This is a genomic window from Sphaerisporangium siamense, assembly GCF_014205275.1.
Taxonomy (GTDB): domain Bacteria; phylum Actinomycetota; class Actinomycetes; order Streptosporangiales; family Streptosporangiaceae; genus Sphaerisporangium; species Sphaerisporangium siamense.
The window spans coordinates 5,031,203-5,051,438 of record NZ_JACHND010000001.1 but is presented as its reverse complement, the minus strand read 5'-3'; the positions used below and the strand labels follow the sequence as shown (position 1 = coordinate 5,051,438).

At 73.9% G+C, this 20,236-nt stretch carries 14 protein-coding genes; 5 read left to right on the top strand and 9 right to left on the bottom strand.

The genetic code is table 11. The annotated features are described in order from the left end of the window. Window positions 1-231: 231 nt before the first annotated feature. Together BJ982_RS23300 and gdhA are read left to right on the top strand one after the other, a co-directional pair. Window positions 232-3,480 carry an AfsR/SARP family transcriptional regulator gene (locus BJ982_RS23300; protein WP_184883391.1) on the top strand — a complete coding sequence of 1,083 codons (3,249 nt, stop codon included), beginning with the start codon at window positions 232-234 and terminating at the stop codon, window positions 3,478-3,480. A gap of 100 nt (window positions 3,481-3,580) precedes the next feature. Then, on the top strand, window positions 3,581-4,924 hold the full coding sequence (gene gdhA / locus BJ982_RS23295; protein WP_184883389.1) for an NADP-specific glutamate dehydrogenase: 1,344 nt from the start codon (window positions 3,581-3,583) through the stop codon (window positions 4,922-4,924). Between the two features lie 31 nt (window positions 4,925-4,955). Here gdhA and BJ982_RS23290 read toward each other — a convergent pair whose 3' ends face one another. Both BJ982_RS23290 and BJ982_RS38600 read right to left on the bottom strand, forming a co-directional pair. Beyond that, window positions 4,956-5,690 carry an SRPBCC family protein gene (locus BJ982_RS23290; RefSeq protein ID WP_184883387.1) on the bottom strand — a complete coding sequence of 245 codons (735 nt, stop codon included), beginning with the start codon at window positions 5,688-5,690 and terminating at the stop codon, window positions 4,956-4,958. Next, window positions 5,687-6,499: an ArsR/SmtB family transcription factor gene (locus tag BJ982_RS38600; RefSeq protein WP_239123754.1), complete on the bottom strand. Its 813-nt coding sequence runs from the start codon at window positions 6,497-6,499 to the stop codon at window positions 5,687-5,689. The genes BJ982_RS23290 and BJ982_RS38600 overlap by 4 nt, the downstream gene beginning before the upstream one ends. Window positions 6,500-6,605: 106 nt before the next feature. On the opposite strand from BJ982_RS38600, the gene BJ982_RS23280 reads away from it, so the two are divergent. Both BJ982_RS23280 and BJ982_RS23275 read left to right on the top strand, forming a co-directional pair. Next, the gene (locus BJ982_RS23280) at window positions 6,606-7,169 is read left to right on the top strand and encodes a PadR family transcriptional regulator (RefSeq protein ID WP_184883385.1); all 564 of its coding nucleotides are present in this window, start codon (window positions 6,606-6,608) and stop codon (window positions 7,167-7,169) included. Next, window positions 7,166-8,146 (top strand): glycoside hydrolase family protein, encoded by a 981-nt coding sequence (locus BJ982_RS23275; protein WP_184883383.1) that lies wholly within the window; start codon window positions 7,166-7,168, stop codon window positions 8,144-8,146. Before BJ982_RS23280 ends, BJ982_RS23275 begins: the two co-directional genes overlap by 4 nt. 152 nt (window positions 8,147-8,298) lie before the next feature. Here BJ982_RS23275 and hutI read toward each other — a convergent pair whose 3' ends face one another. From hutI to BJ982_RS23245, 7 genes are all read right to left on the bottom strand, one after another. Further along, entirely contained in the window at window positions 8,299-9,471 is a 1,173-nt protein-coding gene (hutI, locus tag BJ982_RS23270) for an imidazolonepropionase (RefSeq protein ID WP_184883381.1), read from the bottom strand. 581 nt (window positions 9,472-10,052) lie between these two features. After that, window positions 10,053-11,495, bottom strand: a complete 1,443-nt coding sequence (locus BJ982_RS23265) for a formimidoylglutamate deiminase (protein ID WP_373869711.1) — start codon at window positions 11,493-11,495, stop codon at window positions 10,053-10,055. Window positions 11,496-11,749: 254 nt separating this feature from the next. Further along, window positions 11,750-11,875: a hypothetical protein gene (locus BJ982_RS39590; protein ID WP_260413834.1), complete on the bottom strand. Its 126-nt coding sequence runs from the start codon at window positions 11,873-11,875 to the stop codon at window positions 11,750-11,752. Beyond that, window positions 11,866-13,068 (bottom strand): allantoate amidohydrolase, encoded by a 1,203-nt coding sequence (locus BJ982_RS23260; RefSeq protein ID WP_373869712.1) that lies wholly within the window; start codon window positions 13,066-13,068, stop codon window positions 11,866-11,868. The genes BJ982_RS39590 and BJ982_RS23260 overlap by 10 nt, the downstream gene beginning before the upstream one ends. A 529-nt stretch (window positions 13,069-13,597) precedes the next feature. Next, window positions 13,598-15,268: a urocanate hydratase gene (hutU, locus tag BJ982_RS23255; protein ID WP_184883375.1), complete on the bottom strand. Its 1,671-nt coding sequence runs from the start codon at window positions 15,266-15,268 to the stop codon at window positions 13,598-13,600. A 120-nt stretch (window positions 15,269-15,388) separates the two neighbouring features. Next, window positions 15,389-16,324 carry a MurR/RpiR family transcriptional regulator gene (locus tag BJ982_RS23250; RefSeq protein ID WP_239123752.1) on the bottom strand — a complete coding sequence of 312 codons (936 nt, stop codon included), beginning with the start codon at window positions 16,322-16,324 and terminating at the stop codon, window positions 15,389-15,391. Window positions 16,325-16,440: 116 nt separating this feature from the next. After that, window positions 16,441-18,162 carry a DUF885 domain-containing protein gene (locus BJ982_RS23245; RefSeq protein ID WP_184883371.1) on the bottom strand — a complete coding sequence of 574 codons (1,722 nt, stop codon included), beginning with the start codon at window positions 18,160-18,162 and terminating at the stop codon, window positions 16,441-16,443. Between the two features lie 397 nt (window positions 18,163-18,559). Between BJ982_RS23245 and BJ982_RS23240 the strand changes: the two genes are divergently transcribed. Further along, a complete protein-coding gene (locus BJ982_RS23240; protein WP_184883369.1) occupies window positions 18,560-20,194 on the top strand; it encodes an aromatic amino acid ammonia-lyase in 1,635 nt (544 codons plus the stop codon). Window positions 20,195-20,236 lie beyond the last annotated feature (42 nt).

Below are 20,236 nucleotides of genomic sequence, written 5' to 3'. Positions count from 1 at the left end.
GAGGGTGCCGGGACGGCCCGCCGGGCGCCCGTACGGTGCGGACGCGGTCCGCCGCCGTACCGGGCGGGCGTCGTGCAGGGCCATCTACGGCTCCTTCGCGCGTGTGTGCGGCCTATTGTGTTTCACTCTGGAGCAGAGGGTTTACGGCATCTTGCTGTCTCGCTTACGGGCTCCTGCGCAGGCCCCGTAAGGGGTCGTGATTCCGTGAGGTGTGGCGATATCGTGGCGTTCATGCGTTTCGGGGTCCTGGGACCGCTCGCAGTCTGGACGGCGGACGGCGATCCTGTGACGATCCCCGGGGTCAAGGTCCGGGCGCTGCTCGCCGATCTCCTGCTGCACGACGGGCGCCCGGTGCCCGCCGACCGTCTCATCGACGACCTGTGGGGCGACCACCCGCCCGGCAACCCCGCGGGCGCGCTGTCGGCCAAGGTCTCGCAGCTCCGCCGGGCGCTGGAGGACGCCGAGCCGGGCGCGCGCGAGCTGCTGGCCGCCCGTCCCGCCGGGTACCAGCTCGGCGTCGAGGCCGCCGCCGTGGACGCGCGCCGTTTCCAGTCCCTGGTCACCGAGGCCCGCGACCGCGACGATCCGCGCGCCCGGGCGACGCTGCTGTCGGACGCGCTGGCCCTGTGGCGGGGCCCGGCGTTCGCCGACTTCGCCGACGACGCCTTCGCCCGCGCGGCCATCGCCCGCCTGGAGGAGCAGCGGCTGACCGCGCGTGAGGACCAGGCGGAGGCGCGGCTCGCGCTCGGCGAGCACACCCTGCTGGCCGACGAGCTGGCCGAGGTGGTCCGGGAGTACCCGCTGCGGGAGCGGCTGCGCGCCGCGCACCTGCGGGCCCTGTACCGGGCCGGGCGGCAGAGCGAGGCGCTGGACGGCTACGAGGAGCTGCGCGCGCGCCTGGCCGAGGAGCTCGGCCTGGACCCGGGAGCCGAGCTGGTGGCCCTGCACCGGGCGATCCTCACCCAGGACCCCTCGCTGGACGCCCCCGAGGCCCGCGCCACGGCCGCGCGCCCGCTCACCAACCTCCCGGCGCCGATCACCGCCCTGATCGGCAGGGAGGACGCGGTCACCGAGGTCCGCGCGCAGCTCGGGTCCGCGCGCCTGGTCACGCTGACCGGCCCCGGCGGCGTCGGCAAGACCCGGCTGGCCCTGGAGATCGCCGCCGGCCTCGCCGAGTCCTACCCCGACGGGGTGTGGCTGGTCGAGCTGGCCGTCCTGGACCGGCTGGGCACCCCCGACATGCTCGGCTCGTTGATCGACGCGGTGATGTCCGCGCTCGACCTGCGGGACGGCGGGGCGGCGGGGCGGCCGATGACGCCGCTGGACCGGCTGATCACCGCGCTGCGCACCCGGCGGGCGCTGCTCGTGCTGGACAACTGCGAGCACGTGGTGGACCAGGTCGCCGAGATGACCGAGGCCCTGCTGCGGGCCGTCCCCGGCCTGCGCGTCCTCGCCACCAGTCAGGAGCCTCTCGCCCTGGCCGGGGAGGTCGTGTGGAACGTGCCTCCCTTGGAGGTGCCCGAGCGCGCGGCGGGCGGCGACCCCGCGGCGCTGGAGCAGTCGAGCGCGGTCCGCCTGTTCGTCACGCGGGCCTCGGCGGCGGCGCGCGGCTTCGCCCTGGACGCCGAGATCGCCGGGGACGTCGCGGTGCTGTGCCGGCGCCTGGACGGCATCCCGCTGGCGCTGGAGCTGGCCGCCACCAAGGTGCCCACGCTCGGCGTGCACGGTCTGGTCGCCCGGCTCGACGACCGCTTCCGGCTGCTGGCCACCGGCCACCGCGGCGCGCCGCCGCGCCAGCAGACCCTGACCGCGATGATCGACTGGAGCTGGGAGCTGCTCACCGCGCCCGAGCGCATCGTGCTGCGCCGCCTGGCCGTCCACGCCGACGGGTGCACGCTGGAGGCGGCCGAGGCGGTGTGCTCGGGCGATGACCTGCCCGCCCCGGCCGTCCTCGACCTGCTGGCCCGCCTGGTGGGCCGGTCCCTGGTGGTGGCCGTCCACGGCGTGGACGGGCCCCGCTACCGGCTGCTGGAGTCGGTGGCGGCGTACTGCCTGGAGCGCATGCACGAGGCCGGCGAGTTCGAACGCGTGCGCCGCCGCCACCACGAGCACTACGCCGAGCTGGCCGAGAGGGCCGAGCCCTGCCTGTACGGGCGGGAGCAGCGGCGGTGGCTGGCCCGTCTGGACGCCGCCACCCCCAACCTGCGGGCCGCGCTGGACGGCGCGGTCGCCGACCGTCACGCCGGGTGCGCGCTGCGCATGGTCAACGCGCTGGCCTGGTACTGGTTCCTGCGCGGCAGGCTCACCGAGGCGCGCCGGTCGCTGGAGGCGGCGCTGGCCCTCGACGGCGACGCGCCCGCCGCCCTTCGGGCCCGCGCCACCGCCTGGCACGCCGGCATCGTCCTGCTGCAGGGCGGCACGCCCGACCACGCCGCCGGGCGCGACGCCGTGCTGCGCGCCTACGACGGCGTCGATGATCCGGCCGGGCGGGCCAGGTCGGAGTGGTTCCTCGGCTACGCGGGCCTGGACGCCGGGGACCTGACCGCGGGCGAGGAGCTGCTGGACCGGGCGCTCACGGGGTTCCGCGCCATCGGGGACGACTGGGGCGTGGCCGCGGCCCTGGTGACCCGCACCAAGCTCGCGCACCTCAGAGGCGACCTGGCGGCGTTGCGGCGCGACGGGGAGCGCAGCGCCGACCTGTTCGAGGTGCTCGGCGACCGGTGGGGCGAGCTGCAGGCGTCGGGCTGGCTCGGCGCGCTGGCCGAGATGACCGGCGACTACGAGCGGGCCCGCCACCTGCACACCGAGGGGCTGCGCATGGCCCAGGAGCTCGCGCTGTGGCCGGAGGTGTCCGGGCGGCTGGCCTGGCTCGGCTGGATCGCCCTGCAGCTCGGCGACTACAAGCGGGCCAGGGAGTTCTGCGAGGAGGCCGTGCGCCTGGCCAGGGAGCAGGGGTTCCGCCCGCTGCAGATCTTCGCCGAGATGGGGCTGGCCTTCGCCGCGCGCAAGGACGGGTGCCTGGACACCGCCGAGCGGCACCTGCGCGAGGTCCTGGCGTCCGCGCCCCGGCAGGAGGCCGCCCAGGAGCCCCCGCACCTGGCCATGGTGCTCGCCGAGCTGGGCTTCGTCGCCGAGCAGCGCGGGGACGCGCCGGCGGCCAGGGCCCTGCATCTGGAGGCGTTCGCGGTCGCCGACCGGCTCGGCGCGCCGCGCGAGAAGGCGCTGGCGCTGGAGGGCCTGGCCGGGGCGCTCGCCCTGTCGGAGTGCGCCGCGCCCGCCGCCCAGCTCCTCGGCGCGGCGGCCGCGGCGCGGGCGTCCAGTGCCCTGCCGCTCGCCCCGGCCGAGCGGGGGGACGTCGACCGCATCGAGGCGCGGGCGCGGCACACCCTCGGCGCGGACCGCTTCGCCGCCGAGTTCGCCCGCGGCGGCGCGCTCGCCCCCGAGGAGGCCAGGTCGGTCGCCGACCGCGCCTGCATCTAGAACCGGCCGGTATCCTCGGCGGCGTGGCAGAGCGCCACCGAACCGGCCGGCCATGCACCCTGAAGGGGGCCGGGACGGCCTGAGACCGAGGGGAGCCGTGATGCCGCACCAGAAGTCGTCCGCGATCTACGAACAGGTCGTCCGCCGTAATCCCGGGGAGCCGGAGTTCCACCAGGCCGTGCGCGAAGTGCTGGAGAGCATCGCGCCCGTCATCGAACGGCGTCCGGAATACGCCGACTGGAAGCTGATCGAACGGATCTGCGAGCCCGAGCGGCAGATCATCTTCCGGGTGCCCTGGGAGGACGACCGCGGCGAGGTGCACATCAACCGTGGCTTCCGCGTCGAGTTCAACAGCGCGCTCGGGCCGTACAAGGGCGGGCTGCGCTTCCATCCGTCGGTCTACCTGGGCGTCGTCAAGTTCCTCGCCTTCGAGCAGATCTTCAAGAACAGCCTGACGGGCCTGCCGATCGGCGCGGGCAAGGGCGGCTCCGACTTCGACCCCAAGGGCCGCTCGGCCCGCGAGGTCATGCGGTTCTGCCAGAGCTTCATGACCGAGCTGTACCGCCACATCGGCGAGTACACCGATGTGCCCGCCGGGGACATCGGCGTCGGGCAGCGTGAGATCGGTTACCTGTTCGGCCAGTTCAAGCGCATCACGAACCGGTACGAGTCCGGGGTCATCACGGGCAAGGGCCTGGAGTACGGCGGCGCGCGGGTGCGGGCCGAGGCCACCGGGTACGGCTGCGTCTACTTCGTCGAAGAGATGCTGAACGCGCGCGGCACCTCGCTGGACGGCAAGCGGGTGGTCGTCTCCGGCTCCGGCAACGTGGCGATCCACTCGATCGAGAAGGCCCAGGCCCTCGGCGGCGTGACCGTCGCCTGCTCCGACTCCACGGGGTACGTGCTGGACGAGAAGGGCATCGACCTGGGGCTGCTCAGGCAGGTCAAGGAGGTCGAGCGGGCCGGACTGAGCGTCTACGCCGAGCGGCGCGGGAGCGACGCGGTGTTCGTACCCGGGCGCACGGTGTGGGAGGTTCCCTGCCAGGTGGCGCTGCCGTCCGCGACCCAGAACGAGATCGGCGACGACGACGCCGCCCGCCTGGTCCGGTCCGGATGCGTGGCGGTCGGCGAGGGCGCCAACATGCCTACCACGCCCGGCGGCATCCGGGTGTTCCAGGAGGCGGGCATCGCCTTCGGGCCCGGAAAGGCGGCCAACGCGGGAGGAGTCGCGACCAGCGCGCTGGAGATGCAGCAGAACGCCGCCCGCGACTCCTGGACCTTCGAGCACTCCGAGGCCCGCCTGCACGAGATCATGCGCGACATGCACGACCGCTGCCTGACCACGGCGGACGCCTACGGCAAGCCCGGCGACTACGTGGCCGGCGCCAACATCGCCGGCTTCACGCGCGTCGCCGACGCGATGCTGTCGCTCGGGCTGATCTGATCCTCCTGGTGTCCACCGGCCCGGGGTCGTTCTAGCCGCGGGCCGGCTCCGGGCGGCGGTGCGCGTCCCACCAGGACGTCCAGCGCTCCTCCACGGCGGCGAACGCGGCGTCGTCCATGTCGTACGCGGTCAGCACGACGAGCGTGCCGCCGTCCGGGCGGTAGGCGGTGCGGGGCTGGGGGGCCAGGACGGCGAGGCCGTCGCCGAACCGGTCCACCGTGATCAGCAGCCCGTCCGGCCCCGACGCCCACACCTCGCCGCTCAGCGTGCCGCCCGCCGCGCTTTCCGCCTTGTACGGCGAGCCGGGCGGCAGGGCGGCGGCCTCGCCCAGCCCCAGCGCCTCGGCCGGGGACCCGGGCACGTCCAGGGAGCCCTCCAGGTGGAGGGTGCGCCGCGGGGCGAGCCCGTGCCGTTCGACGGCGAAGCGGAGCTGCCACAGGAAAACCCGCCAGCCTTGGGTGATGTCGTCGTAGTAGGCGTCCCAGTCGGGGTTGGCGCCGATCGGGCCGCGGGTGAGACGGACCACCGTGCCGCCCTCCGTGCCGTGCAGGCTGAACCGGTCGCCGTCGCCCAGCCGCAGGACGCGCGCCCCGGCGTCCTCGGTGACGTCGGTGAGGTAGATCTGCCGGATCTCGTCGTCGAGGCCGTCGTAGTGCCACCCGTGCCACCGCCGCAGCAGCCCGGGATCACGCAGCGCCGCCCAGACGTCCTCGACGGGCGCGGCGACGGTGACCTCGACGCGCGGCGGCGGAGTGGGTTCGGTCATGACGGTCCTCCTGGTGGTGGGTCGGCCTGCGCGTCTGGCGCGGGAGCGTGTGCGGCAGGCGTGGCGTCCTGGGTGGCGGGGGCGGGGTGGCCCGCGCCGATGACGCGGTAGAGGCGCCCGCCGCCGGCGTGGAAGCGGGCGATCACGTCGGCCACGGCGCCCGCCAGCGCCTCGGTGAAGCGGTGCAGGTCGGCGGGCTCGGCCAGGCGGACCTCGCTCTCCAGCGTGAAGGTCAGCAGGCGCCGGTCCGCGCGGTCGGCGGCGGCCTGCATGCGCGTGACGTCGCGTACGGCGGCGGAGGCGACCGCGACCAGGCGGGCGGCCGAGTGCCGGTCCGCGGTGCGGACGTATTCGGCGGGCAGGGCCGGGAGGGGCTCCTCATCCTGGTGCGCGATTCCGGCCTCGACTCGGTCGTCGGACGGCGCCTGGACGAGATCGCCGGCCTTCCGCGGTTCGCCGGGGTCCCGTGTGGCATCGTCCGCCTTCTCGGCGTCCCCTACCGGCCGCGCGGCGGGATCGTCGGCGGCGGCGAGGAGTGAGGGGTCCACGATGTAGGAGCCCGCGGTCGCGCGCATGACCCGCTCGACGAAGCCCCGGCGGCGACGTTCCTCGGCCAGTTCGATCAGGCCGGCGTCCTCCAGCCTGCGCAGGTGGTAGTTGACCTTCTGTCTGGTCAGGCCGAACTCGCGGGCCAGCTCGCTCGCCGAGGCCGGTGTGCGCAGCCGCACCAGCAACCGTCGGCGTACAGGCGCCAGTGCCCCGCGAACCTGTCCCGGCTCCTCCAGCAACTCCATTCGCCGCACGGCCACATCGTCCAATAGACAAATAAAGTTGTCAATTGCTGTGCGCGGCGATCCGCCGTCCTGCCACGGGAACCAGCGGTCAATACCCGTATACGAATGATAGTGTTCGGGTATGCCATCGACTGCAGTGGACAACCCACTGATCCTGCGACTGCTCGGTCTCCTGGTGGAGCAGCCGAAGCACCAGTACGCGCTGGCGGTCGCGCTCAACGACCGCTATCCGTACCTGAACGCCAAGAGCGGCTCCGTCTACACGCTCGTCCGATCGTTGGAGGCGGCCGGATGGGTGGCCCCGACCGGGGTCGAGCAGATGGGCAACCGCCCCGCGCGTACCGTCTACGCCCTGACCGATCAGGGCTGGGAGGTCTTCAAGGAACGGGTGCGGCGGCAGATCCGCGAGGCCAAGGTGACCACCTCGGCGTTCGTGGACGCCCTGGCCTATCTCGGCGCCCTCGACCGGGACGAGGCCCCGCACGTCCTGCGCGAGCGGCAGGAGTCACTGGTGGAACGGATCGCGGAGCTGGCACAGGCCGGCGACCCCGACCTGCCGGAGATCACCATGATCGAGGTCGACTTCGTCATGCACCAGCTGCGGGCCGAAGCGGAATGGATCCGCGACCTGATCGCGCGCATCGACAACGGCGAGCTGGCATGGCCGGGGAAGGGACGGACATGAGCGGATTGACGTACGGCATCTATGCGGCCGGCCAGGTGGCCGCCACGGCGGGACCGCCGGACGACCCCGCGGCCATCGACGACCTGGTCGGCGGGCTGAGCGGCGGACGGCCCTTCGTCGTCCGCGAGTACCTGCACTTCCTCGGCACGCCCGCGGACCCGGCGAAGGCGCAGGTCCTGGCGCCCGAGCGGCGGATGGGCGAGCTGACCATGCCCGACCAGTGGTACCGCACAGGGAACCGTCAGCTCGACCTGGTCCTGTGCTACCTGCCCGTCGAACGCGACCTCGACGGCTGGCTGGCCTTCATCGAGCAGGCCGTCCACCGATACGGGGCTGTCGCGCGCTTCCTGCAGATCACCCTGGAGCCGAACTTCAAACTGCCCTGGATCGACGGCAGTTCCCCCGGAGTCCTCGACGCCCTCACCACCGGGACGTGCCACGCCCGCCGCCTGCTCGACGCGGCCGGCCACCATGACGTCCGCCTCGGATTCTCCGTCGCCGAACCGCCGGAATTCCTCGGCGGCGACGAGGAATTCTGGGCGCACCTGGAGGCCCTCGCACCTGCGGACTTCGCGGCCCACGTCGACTACGTGGGCCTGGGGCTCTACCCGGACGCCTTCTCTCCCGTGCCCGAACCCGCCCTGGCCGGGCTCACCGAGCACGCGCTGCGCCACCTGCGCGAGCACAGCATGCCCCGCGCCCACCTCGCGCCGGACGTGCCCGTTCACATCGCCGAGAACGGCACCCCCACCGGCCCCGACCGCACCCCCGACGACCAGGCCGCCCGGCTCGACATCATGATCCGTACCGTGGCTGCCGCCGCCACGCGCTACAACGTCACTCACTACGAGCTGTTCGGTCTGCGTGACGCCGACTCCGCCCGCGCCGAGCCGACCGCCCAACTCGGGCTGACCACCAGCGACTACCAGCCCAAGCCCGCCTACGACGTCTACCGCAAGCTGATCGCCGAGAACTGAGCGCGCCTCGACCCGTGCCGCGCCACGCGCGCGGCCGTGGGCCGTTCATGGTGCACGAATCCTCGAATCCACGACTCAAGATCCGTGGGATACGTCATGGGCGACGAGGGCCGTGCACCGCACCCGCGAGACCCAGGACGACCCCGAGGCCGTCACGAGGTGGGCTTGCCGGCGTGCCATACCTTGGCGATCAGGGGGACGCCGGGGCGGTAGGCCAGGTGGATGTAGGACGGGGCGTCGAGCAGGACCATGTCGGCGCGGGCGCCCGGCGCGAGGTGGCCGACGTCGGTGCGGCGCAGGGCCTTCGCGCCGCCCATGGTGGCCGACCAGACGGCCTCGGCGGGGGTCATGCGCATGTCGCGGACGGCCACGGCGATGCAGAACGGGATATTGGTGGTGTAGCTGGAGCCGGGGTTGCAGTCGGCGGCAAGCGCGACCGTGACCCCGGCGTCGAGCAGGCGCCGCGCGTCGGGGTAGGGCGAGCGGGTGGAGAACTCCGCACCCGGCAGCAGCGTGGCGACGGTCGTGCCGGAGGCGAGCGCGTCCACGTCGGCGTCGCTCAGGTGGGTGACGTGGTCGGCAGAGGCGGCGCCCAGCTCGACGGCGATCGCCACCCCGGGCCCGGGGCCGAGCTGCCCGGCGTGCACCCGGGGCACCAGCCCACGCGCGATGCCCGCGGTCAGGATCGCCCTGGTCTGGTCGCCGTCGAACGCGCCGCGCTCGCAGAACACGTCGATCCACCGCGCGTGCGGCGCGCACGCCTCCAGCATCGGCCCGCGCACCAGGTCCACGTAGGCGTCCGGCCGGTCGGCGTACTCGGGCGGGATGACGTGCGCGCCGAGGTAGGTCACCTCGGACGTGTGCTCACTGGCCAGGCGCAGCGCACGGGCCTCGTCCTCGACCGTGAGGCCGTACCCGGACTTGCACTCGATCGTCGTCGTGCCCGATCGCGACGCCTCGGTGACCAGCCGCCGCAGCGTGCCCCGCAGTTCGTCGTCGCTCGCCGCCCGGGTGGCGGCGACGGTGGTACGGATGCCGCCCGCGGTGTACGGGAGACCCGACATGCGGGCCTCGAACTCTCGCGCCCGCTCCCCGGCGAACACGAGGTGCGCGTGGCTGTCGACGAACCCGGGCACGAGCGCCCGCCCCCCGGCGTCGAACCGCTCCTCGGCCCCCTGCGGTGCACTCCCCCGCGGCCCCACCCAGGCCACGACACCGTTCTCCACGACGACCGCCGCGTCCTCGACGACCCCGAGCACCCCGTCGCCGACTTCCGGCGCGTTCGTCACCAGAGTCCCGACGTTGTCCACCAGAACCGACGTCATCCGCCCCTCCTCACCCTTCGTTCCACCGACACCTCACAGCCCACGGCGACGCCCCCACCGCTCACCCGAACCCCGCCCCGACCGGCTTCCCGCCCGCCGGCCAGGACGTGAAGGCGGATGAGAAGGCGGGGACGTGACGTCCCCCTGCCTGCGGACCAGCTCACGAAGTCCCACAGGAGCACCAGTGCGACCGTGTGATCGGCACCGTACGTGACAACACACACCCTTCTCACAGTCGAAGCGAGCCCAAGCCCCGCGACGCCCTGACCGATCTCGCTCCCCAAGCACCGCCCATCGACCGGCACGGGGGGCAGCACACGCCGCCGGCCTCCAGGCACATGCTGAAGAACGGCAAGCCGCTGGCAGAGCCCCCCACACGACGGTCGAACACCTGGCCGCCACCCGTGTGCGCAGCGGTTCATACTGTGCACGCCGATTCTGCGGGCGGAGTAGGGGCATATCAGGCGGTTGATCGCTGTGGCCACGATGGAGTGAGGTCACGGCAGACAGGTCATCGCTGTGGCCACGGTGGAATGAGCTCATGGCAGGCAGTCGATCGCTGTAACCAGGGCGGATTGAGCTCATGTCAGGTGGTTGATCGCTGTGGTGAGGGCGGAGGGGACGTCGCCGGTTAGGAGGTGGCGGCCTTCGTGGACGATGTGGCGGCCGTCGCAGATGACCTCGCGGACGTCCGCGGCGGTCGCGGCGAAGACGACCGTCTCCACCAGCGCGTCGAGCGGGGCGCCCGCCGTGCGGACCGAGTCGAGCGTGACCGTGACCAGGTCGGCGGGGGCGCCCACGGCGATGCGACCCGCCTCGTGCCACCCCAGGGCGGCGTGACCGCCGGAGGTCGCGCCGCGCAGCAGCCCTGCGGCGAGCCAGTGGCCGCGTTCGCGGGTGGCGAGCCGCTCGTCCAGCTCGACACCGCGCGCCTCCTCGAAGAGGTCCACGACGGCGTTGCTGTCGCTGCCGAGCGAGAGCGGCGCGCCGGCGTCGGCCAGCACGCGGGCCGGGCCGATGCCGTCGGCCAGGTCGCGTTCGGTGGTCGGGCACATGCACACGCCCGTCCCGGACCCGCCGAGCAGCGTGATGTCCTCGGGGGTGAGATGGGTGGCGTGGACGGCCGTCGCGAAGGGGCCGAGCGCGCCGTGGGATTCCAGCAGCGCGGCCGGGGTGCGGCCGGACGCGGCCAGGCATCCTTCGTTCTCGGCGACCTGCTCGGACAGGTGGAAGTGCAGCGGCGCGCCCCGTTCCCGTGCCCAGCCGCTCACGACGCCGATCTCGCCCTCGGGGACGGCGCGCACCGAGTGGACGGCCGCGCCGACGCGGGCGTGCCCGGCGCCCTTGAGTGAGGCGGCCCTGTCGGCCCAGGCGTGCGCGTCACGGTCACCGAAGCGCAGTTGCGGGCCTTCCAGCGGCGCCGCGAACCCACCGCGCAGGTAGCAGGTGTCGAGCAGGGTGATCCTGATGCCGGCGTCCGCCGCCGCCGCGATGAGCGCCTCACCCATCGCGTTGGGCGCGTCGTACGGCCGGCCGCCGGGCTGGTGGTGGACGTAGTGGAACTCGCCCACGCAGGTGATGCCGGCGAGCGCCATCTCGGCGTACGCCGCGCGGGCGAGCGCGTGGTAGGTGTCGGGCGTGAGGCGCGCCGCGACCTCGTACATCTGGCGGCGCCAGGTCCAGAAGGTCCCGCGCTCCCGCTGGGTGCGCCCGCGCAGGGCCCGGTGGAAGGCATGGCTGTGGGCGTTGGCGAGACCGGGCAGGGTGACGCCGCGCAGGTGAACCGCCCCCGGCGGCGGCGCGTCGACACCGTGCCGCACGCCTACGATCCGCCCTCCCGACACCTCCACGACAACCCCGCGAACGACCCCGGAGACGACCTCCGGAAGCCCCTGGGACCCCGGCTCGGACTCCCTCCTGGCGCCGTGTCGCTCCGGTTCCGTCCTCACACGCCCGGACTCAGTTCCTCCCTCCGGAACACCACCACGACCACCTGGCACCACCCCTGGAAGCCCGCCGTCCACCGGTGAACCGTCCCCGGGCGTCTGGTGTGAACCGCCCCAGCGCGTCCCGTGCGCCCCGTGACCGTGAGTCCCCTGTGAACCGGCCCCGTGCGTCCTGTGGTTCTCACCGCGATCGTTCGGCGTCCCGTCACCACCCGACCCCGCTGCGACGTCACCGCCCGTTCCGGCCTCGCCCCCCTGACCGCCTCGCACTCCGCCCGTAGCCGCGGAAGCCGCAGAATCGTTCACCCACGCGTAGTCCGCGTAGTAGACCGTCACCGCCATCCCACTCCCTCCAGCACCAGCCCCAGGGCGCCCTCCGGCACCGTGACCGAGGGCGAGATGCCCGCGACGCGGTTCGTGGTCTCGGCGTGTTCGGCGTAGAAGGTGGTTACCGGCATGCCAGGTCCTCCAGGACGGTGGTCAAGGCGAGGATGCCGGTGACGCAGTCGGTGGTGGTGGCGTGCTCGGCGGGGCTGTGGCTGGTGCCGGTGGGGTTGCGGACGAAGAGCATGGCGGTCGGGGCGTGTGCCGACAGGATGCCCGCGTCATGACCGGCGCCGGTGGGCAGGGCGGGGACGCCGCCGAGCGCGGTGGCCACCCGGTCGCGCAGGGCGCCGCCGAACTCGACCAGCGGCGTGGAGGACTCGACGGCGACCTCGACCTGGACGCCGTGCGGGACCGCGGCGGCGCGGGCGGCTGCGGCGATGTCCTCCACCAGCCGGTCGACCGTGGCCGCGTCGGGGGCGCGGCCGTCCAGCCAGGCGTCGACGCGCGAGGGGATGGCGTTGGTCCCGCCGGGCACGATGCGTACCTTGCCGAACGTCGCCAGCGCGCCGAGCCCCTCGGCGGCCTGGCGGGCCGCGAGGACGGTGGCGGCGAACGGCAGCATGGGATCGTGCCGGTCGGCGAGCCGGGTGGTGCCCGCGTGGTCGCCCTCGCCGTGGAAGGTGCAGCGCCAGCGGCCGTGCGGCCAGATCGCGCTGGCCACGCCGACGGGCGCGCCGAGGTCCACCAGGCCGCGTCCCTGCTCGACGTGCAGCTCGACGAACGCGCCGACGCGGGCCAGGGCCTCCTCGTCTCGCCCGAGCGCGTCCGGGTCGGCCCCGGCCGCGCGCATCGCCTCGGCCAGCGTCACCCCGTCGCCGTCGCGCAGCTCGCGGGCGGCGTGCGGGGCGAGCACGCCGGTGAGCAGACGGCTGCCGACGCACGCCACGCCGAAGCGCGCCCCTTCCTCGTCGGCGAAGTCGACCACCGCGATCGGCCGGTCGGGGACGACACCGCGGGCGCGCAGCTCGTCCACCGCGAGGAAGGCGGAGACGACGCCGAGCGGGCCGTCGAAGGCGCCGCCGCCCGGCACGCTGTCGAGGTGGCTGCCCGTGACGACCGCGTCCGGGCCCGGCGTTCCCCACCAGGCCCAGAGGTTGCCGTTGCGGTCCTGCTCGCAGGTCATGTCCCGCCGCGCCGCTTCATCGCGGAACCATGCGCGCAGCGCCAGGTCGACGGGCGTCCAGGCGAAGCGGTGGTACCCCTCCGCTCCCCCGCCGCCGATGCCGGCCAGCGCGGCCCAATCGCGCTCGAAGCTCGCGCGCACGACCGGCAGGCGGCCACGCTCCTCGCCCTCGCGGAGATACGCGGGCCGCTCGTTCGCCGCCGCGCCCACGCCCGCCCTCTCCCCGCCATGACCTTGCGCGAGGTGGGGAAGAGGCGGGCGCGAGCTACGGGAGGTGGGACGGGACATCACGACGCCTCACCAGTTATCAGGTGCGGATGAGATCCGCCCGGAGCGGAACGGTATGTCACGGCGCCTCGCCAACGATCAGGCACGGGTGCCACCCACGCCAGGGGGAACAGGGAATGATGACGCCCTTACCGACGGCCGAAGACCGGCGAGCGCCACGCGAAGCCGGGTGCTCGATCACAGCGCCTCGCCAACGGTGGCGCGTTGGTGACACCCATGCCAGGTGAGACGAGAGGTCACGACGCCCTCATCGGCCGGCAGGGGCGGGAGGGCGCCATTCGGGCCGGGTGGTCGATCACAGTGGCTCGTCGGCCGGCAAGGGTGGGTGGCGCTTCGCGAGGTGTCGCGAAGGCGCGGTGGGTCGCTGGTCGGGTGGGGTGGGTCATGGGGTGTCGGGTGTGGTCATGGGGATGGGGACGTTGTGGGTGGCGGCGGTTTCGGTGGCCTTGTCGTAGCCGGCGTCGACGTGGCGGATGACGCCCATGCCGGGGTCGTTCGTCAGGACGCGCTCCAGCTTGCGGGACGCGAGCTCGGTGCCGTCGGCGACCGCGACCTGACCGGCGTGGATGGAGCGGCCGATGCCGACGCCGCCACCGTGGTGGATCGACACCCAGGACGCGCCGGAGGCGACGTTGACCATCGCGTTGAGCAGCGGCCAGTCGGCGATCGCGTCGGAGCCGTCGAGCATCGCCTCGGTCTCGCGGTACGGCGAGGCGACCGACCCGCAGTCCAGGTGGTCGCGGCCGATGACGACCGGCGCGCTCAGCTCGCCGGAGGCGACCATCTCGTTGAAGCGGACGCCCGCCTTGTCGCGCTCGCCGTACCCGAGCCAGCAGATGCGCGCGGGCAGCCCCTGGAAGGCGACCCGCTCGCCGGCGAGCTTGATCCAGCGGGCGAGGGAGGCGTTCTCGGGGAAGAGGTCCAGGATGGCGCGGTCGGTCGCGGCGATGTCCCGCGGGTCGCCCGACAGCGCGGCCCAGCGGAACGGGCCCTTGCCCTCGCAGAACAGGGGGCGGATGTAGGCGGGCACGAAGCCGGGGAAGTCGAACGCCCGCGTGTACCCGGCGAGCATGGCCTCGCCGCGGATGGAGTTGCCGTAGTCGAAGACCTCAGCGCCCTTGTCCTGGAAGCCGACCATGGCCTCGACGTGCCGGGCCATGGACTCGCGGGCGCGCGTGGTGAAGCCGGACGGGTCCTTGGCGGCCTCGTCGCGCATGTCCTCGAACGCGGTGCCGATCGGAAGGTAGGACAGGGGGTCGTGCGCGGAGGTCTGGTCGGTGACGACGTCGATGGGCGCGTCCATGGCCAGCAGCCGGGGCAGGATCTCGGCGGCGTTGCCGAGCAGGCCGATGGACAGCGGGCGGCGGGCGTCCCTGGCCTCGACGGCGAGCCGGAGCGCGTCGTCGAGGTCCTTGGCCTCGACGTCGAGGTAGCGGTGTTCGATGCGGCGGGCGATGCGGGAGGGGTCGCAGTCGACGCAGATCGCCACGCCGTCGTTCATGGTGACGGCCAGCGGCTGGGCCCCGCCCATGCCGCCGAGCCCGGCGGTGAGCGTGATCGTGCCGGCGAGGCTGCCGCCGAAGCGCTTGGCGGCGACCGCGGCGAAGGTCTCGTAGGTGCCCTGCAGGATGCCCTGCGTGCCGATGTAGATCCACGACCCGGCGGTCATCTGGCCGTACATCGTCAGGCCCGCCGCTTCGAGCCGCCGGAACTCCTCCCAGTTGGCCCAGTCGGGCACCAAGTTGGAGTTGGCGATGAGCACGCGGGGCGCCCACTCGTGGGTGCGCATGACGCCGACCGGGCGGCCGGACTGCACGAGCAGCGTCTCGTCCTGCTTCAGCCCGCGCAGCGTGCGGGCGATGGCGTCGAAGGACGGCCAGTCGCGCGCGGCCTTGCCGGTGCCGCCGTAGACGACGAGCTTGTCCGGGTGTTCGGCGACCTCGGGGTCGAGGTTGTTGTGCAGCATGCGGAACGCGGCTTCCTGCTGCCACCCCTGGCAGGACAGCTCCGTGCCGCGTGGCGAGCGGATCACCCGCCGGACGTCCTCACTCATCGCTGGTCATCTCCTGTTCGATCGTCGTGATCGTCCTCGTCGGTTCGTCGGTCGTGACCGGTCGTGCCCTCGTGCTCATCCCTGTTCTTCCCAGGGTGCGCCCGGACCGCCGGCCCGAGTTCAGTCGGGCAGGAACAACCGCCGCCGCACCGCGCTGGACTCGAAGTGTTCGATCGCCGCCTGTTCCCTGACGGGCAGCGCGTCGATCATGGCGTGCACCAGCACCGCGCACAGCACGCTGGGCGCGGCCTGGGAGTCGAAGGCGAACCGGGAGCTGACCGGCGCGGTGAGCACGGCGTCCGCGTGCTCGGCGAGCGCTCCCGCGGCGTTGTCGGTGACGAGCCCCACCCGCAGCCCGGCCTTGCGCGCCCAGACGAGGCCGTCGCGCAGCTCGCGCGGGTACCGGGGCAGGCCGAAGGCGAGCACCCATTGCGCCCCGGCGTCGCGGGCCCTGCTCAGCCCGTCCTCCAGCGCCGAGCCGGGCGCGTCGAGGACCCGGACGTCCGGGTGCGCCTTGGCGGCGAGATACCCGAACAGGTGGGCGAGCGGCGCGGACACCCGCAGCCCCACCACGGGCAGCGGCCGGGACGCGGCCAGCGCCCCCGCCAGCTCGTGGAGCCTGCGCGTGTCGCCGAGGGAGTCGCGCAGCAGTTCGAGGTTGCGGATCTCGGAGTCGACCATGGCCTGCACCGGGCCGAGCTCGGTGGCCGCGGCCACCGGGCCGTCGTGCATCGCGGCGCGCAGGTCGTCGCGGAACTCCGGGAAGCCGGAGAAACCGAGGGCGAAGGCGAAGCGGGTGACGGAGGGCTGGCTGGTGCCGGTCGCCACGGCGATGTCGACGCTGCTGAGGAAGACGGCCTCGTGAGGGCGCCCCAGCAGGTGGCGGGCGATGCGCCGCTGGGCCGGGGACAGCCGGTGCCCCTCGATCAGCTCCCTGAGCCGGGCCGCCACCCGCGAGGCGTCCTCGGACCCCTCCGGCAGGCGCGCCGGGGCGTCCGCCCGCTCCCCGCCGCCGGCGGCCGTGCTCGTGACGCCGCGCACCACGGTTCCTCCCACCCATCGAATGAATACTTTCATGCAGCATCTACGCCGCATGAAGCCATGTCAACGGGTGGCGCGAAGAAATCGCCTCCTGGCGTTCCAGGAAGTGCACGGGCGGGACGGCCCGCGGGCTAGCGGGGGAAGGCGTCGAGCCAGGCCGTGACCATCGCGTCGAGGACGTCGAGGGGAACGACGGCGTTGCCGAGGACCACGCCGTGGAAGGCGCGGATGTCGAAGCGCGGCCCGAGCCGGGTCTCGGCGAGCGCGCGCAGGCGGTCGATCTCGCGCCGCCCGATCATGTAGGCCAGCGCCTGGCCGGGCCAGGCGATGTAGCGGTCGACCTCGTTGCGGACGTTCGCCCGGGTGGTGGCGGTGTTGTCCCACATGAACTCGACGGCCTTCTGCCGCGACCAGCCGAAGTGGTGCAGGCCGGTGTCGACGACCAGGCGGCAGGCGCGCACCGCGTCGAAGGAGAGCATGCCGAGCCGGGCGAGGCCGGAGGTGTACAGGCCCATCTCGTCGGCCAGCCGCTCGCTGTACAGGCCCCAGCCCTCGATGTACCCGCACACCTCGGCGTCCAGGAACCGCCGGTACCGGGGAATGCCCGCCAGCTTCTGCGCGGAGGCGATCTGCAGGTGGTGGCCGGGGACGCTCTCGTGGAAGGCCAGCGCCTCGTACTCGTACACGAACCGTTCTCGCGGATCGGCGGTGAGCACGCAGTGGGCGCCCGGGCGCGACCCGTCGGCGGTGGGCGGGCGGTAGTAGGCGAGGGCGGCGTTGCCCGCCTCGATCGGGTTGATCTCCTCGATCACGCAGTCGCCGATGTCGTAGGGCGGGAACCAGTCGCCGCGGGCCTCCTCGGCGCGGCGCAGCGCCCCGGCGACGGTGTCGACGATCTGCGCGGTGGTGCCGAAGCGCAGCGAGCGGTCCTCGCGCAGCCGGGCGCGGATCTCGTCGAAGTCGCCGGTGCCGAGCGCCGCCCCGCCCGCCTCGGCCCATTCCGCGCGCAGCGCCGCCAGGCAGTCCAGGCCGATCTGGTGGATCTCCTCGGGATCGAGGGCGGTGGTGGTGTGCCGCCGCACGGCCGCGCGGTACCCCTCCTCGCCGCCGGGGACGAACCGCGCGCCCACCCGGTCGTCGGGGCGGGCGACGGGCAGCAGCTCCTCCTCAAGCCCTGCCAGCAGGCGCCGCAGCGCGGGCCGGACGGACTCCTTGACGATCTCGGCGGCGCGGGCCCGCACCCGGTCGGCGTCCACGTCCGCGGGCAGCCGGGGGCTGAGCAGCGTGTCGTCCTCCAGGCTCAGCCCGAGGTGTCCGGTGAGCTGGTCGACGGCCTGGACGACGCCGACCCGGGCCGGGAGGCGTCCGTCCGCCTTCGCCGCGCGGTAACGGTCGAGGAGGGCGTCCAGGAACGGCGGCAGGGCGGTCAGCCGCCGGAGGTAGGTCTCGACGGCGGGGGCGTCGGTCAGGGACATGGCGGGGACGGCCATGAACATGATCGCCTGCGGCGCGGAGCCGATGCCCGCGGAGGGGGTGGCCTCCCACAGCGCGTGCTCCAGGTCGGCCCGCATCGACCAGGCGAGCCTGCCGAGGACCGCGTGGTCGATCCGGTCGGCCTCGTTCAGCCCGGCGGGGTCGATCTCGGCCAGCCGCCGCTCAAGGCCGGCGAACCTGGCCGCGGCGGCACGGGAGCCGTCCCTGCTGACGTCGGGCACCAGCCCGTCGAAGCCCGAGACGCCGAGCAGCGTGGCGCCGAACGGGTCCGCGGTGTGCTTGACCTCGTAGAACTCCTCGCCGAGCCGGGCGAGACGCTCGTCGTGGGCCACCTCGGGCACGGGCCGGTCACCTGCCACGACCACTCCTCTCCTCGTCCGTCGACGATGATTTTGCCCGTGAATGCGGGGGAAAGCACGGGTAGATCCGAGGGGTCGCAGCGCCTGTGGTGCGGCCACGCCGGCCCCTCGCCGATACCGGGCCGCCCCCGAGCCGATACCGGTTCCTCTACTGATTCGCCTCCTTCGTCTACTGATTCGTCGCTTCATCACCCGTCTGACACGGCGTCGCCGCGATCGACGTCGTCAGTGCCCCGGCCGCTCTGGACCGGCTGGAACTCGCCCTGTCGGCTTGAGGGCTCGTCCTTGGGCGGCACTTGCGGGAAATTGGGAGGAAAGTCAGGATTGCCGCGGCGCACCACCAGTCCATGGGCCGTCCATGACGCGGGTAGCGTGGGCGCTGAGGGGCTGCTTCCGAATGGCGTCGCCGATCGTCCTGGACGGGGTCCGGGCGCGCCCGGGCGACATCGCCGAGATCGCGCGCGCCGGGGCCCGCGTCGCGCTGGCCGGGACCGGGCTCGACCGCGCGCGGGCCTCGCACGCGGCGGCCCGCGCGATCGCGGCGCGGCGCCCGGTGTACGGGCGCACGACCGGAGTCGGCGCCAACCGCACCGAGGCCGTCCCCGCCGCCGAGCGGGACCTGCACGGCCTGCGCCTGCTGCGCAGCCACGCCGGAGGCGCAGGGCCGCCGGAGCCGGACGTCCACGTACGGGCGATGCTCGCCGTGCGCGTCAACCAGATCCTCGCCGGAGGCTCCGGCCTGCGGCCCGCCTTCGCCGAGGCCCTGGCCGAGGCGTTGAACGCCGGCCGCCTGCCGGAGGTGCGGCAGGTCGGGGCCATCGGCACCGGGGACCTCACCGCCCTCGCCGAGACCGGGCTCACCCTGGTCGGCGAGCGCCCCTGGCAGCGCGCGGGCGAAGGCGCGCCTCCCGCTCCCCTGACTCTAGAGCCCGGGGACGCGCTGGCGTTCTGCAGCAGCGGCGCGATGACCATCGGCCAGGCCGCGCTCGCGTGGGCGCTGCTCTCCCCTCTGCTGCGGGCCGCGCAGGTGGTGGCCGCGCTGTCCCTGGTCGCGGTGGACGGAAGCACCGAGCCGTACGACGCGGAGGTGCACGCCGCGCGCCCGCACCCGGGCGGAGCGGCGGTCGCCGCCGAGATGCGCCGCCTGCTGCACGGCGCCCAGGGCGGCTCGGCTCAAGGAGCGCGCGAGCAGGCCACGACCGATGAGACCTCCGCGACGGACCACTCTGACACGACGCGGTCCCACAAGATCACCGCGACAGACCACTCCAGCGCGACACGGTTCCACGAGCCCTCCGTGTCGGACCGCTCCGGCGCGAGGCGGTCCAACGAGATCATCGCGGCGGGCGCCGCCCGGGTGCAGGATCCCTTCGGGTTTCGGTGCTTGCCGCAGGCGCATGGCCCGGGGGTGGAGGCGGCGGGTGAGGTGGAGCGCGTGGTCGCCGTGGAGATCAATGCCGCCGCGGAGAACCCGCTGGTGCCGGGCACGGGTGGCACGGTGCACCACCACGGCGGCTTCCACCAGGCCGCGCTCGGGCTCGCCCTGGACCACCTGCGCCTGGCCCTGCTGCCGTCCGCGCACCTGTCGGCGGCGCGCCTGGCCACGCTGATGGACCCCGCCTACACGGGGCTGCGGCGGTTCCTGGCCGACGGCGCGCCGGGCGCGTCCGGCGCGATGATCCTGGAGTACTCGGCGACCTCCGCGCTGGCCGGGCTGCGCGAGGCCGCGCACCCGGCCTCGCTCGGCCACGCCGTGCTGTCCCTGGGCGCCGAGGACCACGCGAGCTTCGCCCCGCAGTCGGCGCGCCAGACCCTGCGGGCGGCCTCGGCCTACCGGCTGGTGCTGGCGTGCGAGCTGGTCACGGCCGTGCGGGCGCTGCGGATGCGCGGCGTCGTCCCCGATCCGTCCACTCCGGTGGGCGCGGCGTTCGCCGAGGCGGCCGGGCGGCTGGACCCGGCGACCGAGGACCGTCCTCTCGGCGCGGACGCCGACACGGCCGCGGACCTGCTGGACCGTCTCGCCGGGCTCTGAACGACCTCCCGCGCCGTCCGGCGGGTCTCACGAGCTGATGGC